Source organism: Zemynaea arenosa, assembly GCF_004614185.1.
GTDB classification, from domain to species: domain Bacteria; phylum Pseudomonadota; class Gammaproteobacteria; order Burkholderiales; family Burkholderiaceae_D; genus Telluria; species Telluria arenosa.
In genome coordinates this window covers 1-4,615 of the sequence record NZ_SPVF01000113.1, presented here as the reverse complement: position 1 = coordinate 4,615, position 4,615 = coordinate 1, and the positions used below count along the sequence as shown (strand labels likewise).

The following is a 4,615-nucleotide window of genomic DNA, read 5'->3' as shown; positions in this document are numbered from 1 at the left end:
CGCCATAATGGTTGACATTAGCAACCATCCGCGTCCGCCATGCTACGCCATTCCGAAGACGAGACCTTGCTCGACCGTATCGAAAGCGCCGCCGACGCCCTGCGCAGTCATCTGCGCAGCGGACTCGACGGCGCCGGAATTTTGCTGGCGCCGCTGGAAGCGCGCGCCCTGCTCTATCTGCAAGCCCACCCCGGCTGTAGCCAGGCCGACTTCGTGCATGCGGCCGGGCGCGACAAGGGCCAGGTGGCCCGGCTGGTGAAACTGCTGGGGGAGCGCGGTCTGCTGGTGGCCCTGCCGGACCGGGACGACCGCCGCATCGGACGGCTGTGGCTGACCGATGCCGGGCAGGCGCTCGGCACCCAGGTGCGCGCCGCGCGGCTCGAGGGAGGACGGGAATTGCTGGCCGGGCTGGACGCGCGCGAGCGGGCGCGGCTGGCGACGCTGCTGGGCAAAATCGGCGCTGCTACGCCGCCCGGGTCCGCGAGCGACGACATGCCGGGCGCGGCCGACTGAGCGCGAGATGGTTGAGTTACTCAACCATTGAGGGCCGGACCCCTATGCCGGGCGAGGCCGCTGCGTCCGCCTGCGCCTGCTCGGCGAGCCGCAACCACCAGCGCCACGACACCACCGCATTGACCCAGTAGAACGCGTACAGCGCCGCAGTCAGGTACAGCCCGCGGGTTGCGTACAGCGGCACCGCGATCGAATTGACCACCAGCCAGAAGGCCCAGTTCTCGATCCGCCGCCGCATCATCAAAATCTGCGCGATGATGCTGAACACCAGCACGGCCGAGTCCAGGAACGGCGCGTAAGCATTGGTCCAGTGCTTGAGCAGCAGCCCGTAGGCCGCGGTGGCGGCCACGCCCACCGGCAGCGTCCATAGCAGGCTGCGGAAACGGGCGTGCGTCACCGCCAGCGGCTGGCCGGCATTCCCGCGCAGCCACTGCCACCAGCCGAGCAGGCTGGTACCGACGAAAAACGCCTGCAGCACCACGTCCGCGTACAGCCGCGATTCGTAGAACACCAGGCCGAACAGGCTGCAACCGACAATCCCGGTCCACCAGGTGTGCACGTTGTTGCGGCCGGCCAGGACGATGGCCAAGGCGGTCAGGACGTTGGCGGCGAGTTCGAGCGGAGAGGTCATCCCGCCACTGTACGTGAGCCCGCCCCGTTGCCGCAAGGACTTAGTTCAGGCGCATCGTCCCGTGTTCGCCCTGGTCCATCTTGGGCGGATGGCCGGTCACGGCGGCCACGGCCATGCGCCACATCTGCACCATGCGGCCGCCGTGGGCGTCCCAGTACTCGGCGGTGTGGGCGTGCACCCGGATCAGGGCCAGCTTCGGATCGTCCACGCCCTGCGGGAACCAGGCCGCGACCATCGGGTTCCACAGCTCCTTCATCTTGGCGCGGTCCTCGACCTGCTCGGCATGGCCGCTGACCGACACGTACACGCTTGAATCGATGTCGCCGAAGCTGACGTTCACGTGCTTGTTCGCGGCGATGTTGTGCCACAGCGGGCTGTCGTTGGAGGTGAAGAAGTACAGGTAGGAGTCGGCGTCGATGTCCTGGTTGGTCATCGGATGCGCGACCAGGTGGCCATGCGCGTCGATGGAGGTGACCATCGCGATGCGGATGTGCTTGATCTTGGCCGACAGGTCGGCCGGGGTGTTGGTGATGCCGTCGGTGGGCGAAATGCTTGCGGTCATGGCGGTTCCTTGTTTGGTGAGTGCCAGGACATCCTAGCGGCCTGTCCTGGACACATCTGTGCGCCGCCATACATACGCTTCGGCAAGCGCCGCTGCCGGGCGGGCTTTGCGGTGGCTCAAAGGCGCTGTGGAGGCTTGTCTCTAACCTGTCCCCACCGCCCGTCAGGAGACCGCCATGCCCCGTTCCGTCCGTACGCCGCTCGCTCTCGCCCTCAGCACCGCCATCACCGCCCTGCTCGCCTCCGCCACCCTCGGCGGCTGCCAGCGCACCCAGGAACCGTCCACCTACCTCGCCTCGGCCCGCCAGTTCGAACAAAAAGGCGACCACAAGGCGGCCATCATCCAGCTCAAGAACGCGCTGCAGCAGAATCCGGACCTGCGCGAGGCGCGGGTGCAGCTGGGCCAGGTGTACCTGAACCAGGGCGATGCGATCAGTGCCGAAAAGGAGCTGCGCCGCGCACTGGACTTGCACGCGCCGGAGGCCACCGTGCGCCCGCTGCTGGGCCGGGCGATGCTGCGGCAAGGGAAGTTCCAGGACGTGCTCGATGCCTTTCCGGAGACCTCCGATCCGGAGCTGGGGCCGCCCATCCTCGCGCTGCGCGCCGAAGCCCTGCTCGGCCAGAACAAGCCGGACGAGGCCCGCGAGCTGTTCAACCAGGCCGTGCACCTCAAGCCGGACTACGCCCCTGCCCTGCTGGGCCTGGCGCGGCTGGCGGCCATGAACAAGCTGCCGCAGCAGGCGCGCGAGATGGTCGACCGCGCCCTGGCCGGCGCGCCGGACGACGTCGAGAGCCTGCGCTTCAAGGCCGACCTGCTGCGCAGCGCGGGCCGGACCGAGGAGGCGCTGCAGATCTATCGCCGCGTGCTGGGCTTGAAGCCGGGCTATGCGCCGGTGCACATCGACATCGCCAACATCCTGATCGACGGTGGCCACTTCAGTGATGCGCGCGCCGAACTGGCCCAGGCGCGCAAGGCCTCGGCAGGCACGCTGGCGATCTTCTATTCGCAGGCGATGCTGGATTACCGCGAGGGCAAATACGGCGCGGCGCTGGAATCGCTGCAGCAGATCCTGCGCGTGGCGCCGGATCACCAGCCCAGCATTCTCCTGATCGGCGCGGTCGAGCTGGCGCTGAATTCCCTGCAGCTGGCCGAGCAGCACCTGGGCCGCTACCTGGCCGCCAATGCACACGATCCCTACGGCACCAAGCTGATGGCCACGCTGCAGCTGCGCAACGGCAAACCCGAGGCCGCCCTGGAATTGCTCGGCCCGCTGCTCGAGGAGCATGGTGACGATGTCGAGGCCCTGGCGCTCGCGGGCGAAGCCAACCTGCGCGCGCGCCGCTTCAGCAAAGCCTCGGACTACTTCGAAAAGGCCAGTGCGCTGCAGCCCGACCAGCCGCTGCTGCGGGCCGCCGCCGGCCTCAGCCACTTCAACGAGGGCGACACCGCGCGCGCCGCCGCCGAGCTCGAACACGCAGCCAAGCTGGGCGGCAAGACCAACCGGGCCGGCACCCTGCTGGTGCTGACCTATTTGCGCGCCAAGAACTGGGACAAGGCCATGGCCACCGTCGCCGAGATGGAGAAGTCCGCCAACTCGCCGGATGTGCAGAACCTCAAGGGCGGCGTGTTTCTGGCCAAGCAGGATCTGGCCAGCGCCCGCGCCAGCTTCGAGGCCGGGCTGGCGCTCGATCCCCTGTATATGCCGAGCCTGGCCAATCTGGCCGAGCTGGACCTGATGCAGAAGCAGCCCGAGCAGGCCCGCCAGCGCTATCTGAAGGCGCTGGACAAGGCGCCCAAGAACCCCGAACTGATGGAAGCGCTGGCCAGGCTCGCCACGCGCCAGGGCCAGACCGGGGAAGCCGGCGGCTGGCTGGAGCGGGCCTACCGCGACAACCCGGATTCGCTGGCACGCGGCTTGCGCCTGGTCGACTTCTACATCCGCACCGGCGCCAAGACCAAGGCCCTGAGCCTGGCCGAGAAGCTCCAGGGCAGCAACCCCGGCAACGCGGACGCGCTCGGCATGCTAGCGCGCGCCCAAGGCGCGGCCGGCGACAGCCAGGGCATGGCCGACAGCTACGGCAAGCTGGCCGCCCTGCTCCCGAGCTCGCCGATCCCGCTGATGCGCCAGGCCCGCAACCAGCTGGCCGCGGGCGACGCCAGCGGGACGGTCGCGTCGCTGCGCAAGGCGCTGGCGCTCGACCCGAAGCTGGCCGAGGCGCACCGCATCCTGGTCGGAGTGCTGATCACGCAGAAAAAGTACGCCGAGGCGCTGGCCGACGCCCGCATGGTCCAGAAGGTGCTGCCCGCCAATGCGCTCGGCTGGCGCCTGGAGGGCGACGTCGCCGCGGCCGAGGGGCAGAACGAGGCCGCCCTGCGCGCGTACGACAAGGCCTTCGCGACCGGCCCCTCCGGCGCGGGTGTGGTGCTGGTGCACACCACGCTCGACCGGATGGGCCGACGCGCGGAGGCCGACCGCCGCCTCGGCGACTGGCTCAAGGAGCACCAGGACGATCTGGCGACCCGCCTGTACTGGTCCAGCAACCGCATGATGCACAAGGAATACAAAGCGGCGCTGGAACAGCTGGACGTGGTGCTGAAGGCGGATCCGAACAATGTGGTGGCGCTCAACGACAGCGCCTGGGCCTGCCAGCAGCTGCACTATCCGCGCGCCCGCTCGCTGGCCGAGCGCGCCTACAAGCTGGCACCGGACAGCCCGGTGGTGCTCGATACGCTGGGCTGGATCTACCAGGACGAAGGGGACGCCGCCAAGGCGCTGCCGCTGCTGCGCAAGGCCAGTGCGCTGGCGCCGGACGGCGGCAATTTCCGCTTCCACTACGCGCTGGCGCTGGCGCGCAGCGGCGACAAGGCCGCGGCCAAGCGCGAGCTCGAGCAGCTGGCCAGCGCCGGCA

4 protein-coding genes are annotated in these 4,615 nt (G+C 69.0%); 2 read left to right on the top strand and 2 right to left on the bottom strand.

Features of this window, described 5'->3' with window-relative positions:
* Positions 1 to 39 precede the first annotated feature (39 nt).
* The gene (locus E4L96_RS08485; protein WP_135206782.1) at positions 40 to 513 is read left to right on the top strand and encodes a MarR family winged helix-turn-helix transcriptional regulator; all 474 of its coding nucleotides are present in this window, start codon (positions 40 to 42) and stop codon (positions 511 to 513) included.
* Between the two features lie 16 nt (positions 514 to 529).
* Here the strand turns inward: E4L96_RS08485 and pnuC are convergent, their stop codons facing one another.
* Together pnuC and E4L96_RS08475 are read right to left on the bottom strand one after the other, a co-directional pair.
* Positions 530 to 1,144 carry a nicotinamide riboside transporter PnuC gene (pnuC, locus tag E4L96_RS08480; RefSeq protein WP_135206781.1) on the bottom strand — a complete coding sequence of 205 codons (615 nt, stop codon included), beginning with the start codon at positions 1,142 to 1,144 and terminating at the stop codon, positions 530 to 532.
* A 40-nt stretch (positions 1,145 to 1,184) separates the two neighbouring features.
* Positions 1,185 to 1,706, bottom strand: a complete 522-nt coding sequence (locus E4L96_RS08475) for a pyridoxamine 5'-phosphate oxidase family protein (RefSeq protein ID WP_135206780.1) — start codon at positions 1,704 to 1,706, stop codon at positions 1,185 to 1,187.
* Between the two features lie 175 nt (positions 1,707 to 1,881).
* Between E4L96_RS08475 and prsT the strand changes: the two genes are divergently transcribed.
* Positions 1,882 to 4,615: XrtA/PEP-CTERM system TPR-repeat protein PrsT (prsT, locus tag E4L96_RS08470; RefSeq protein ID WP_135206779.1), on the top strand; the 2,734-nt coding region annotated here is incomplete at its 3' end.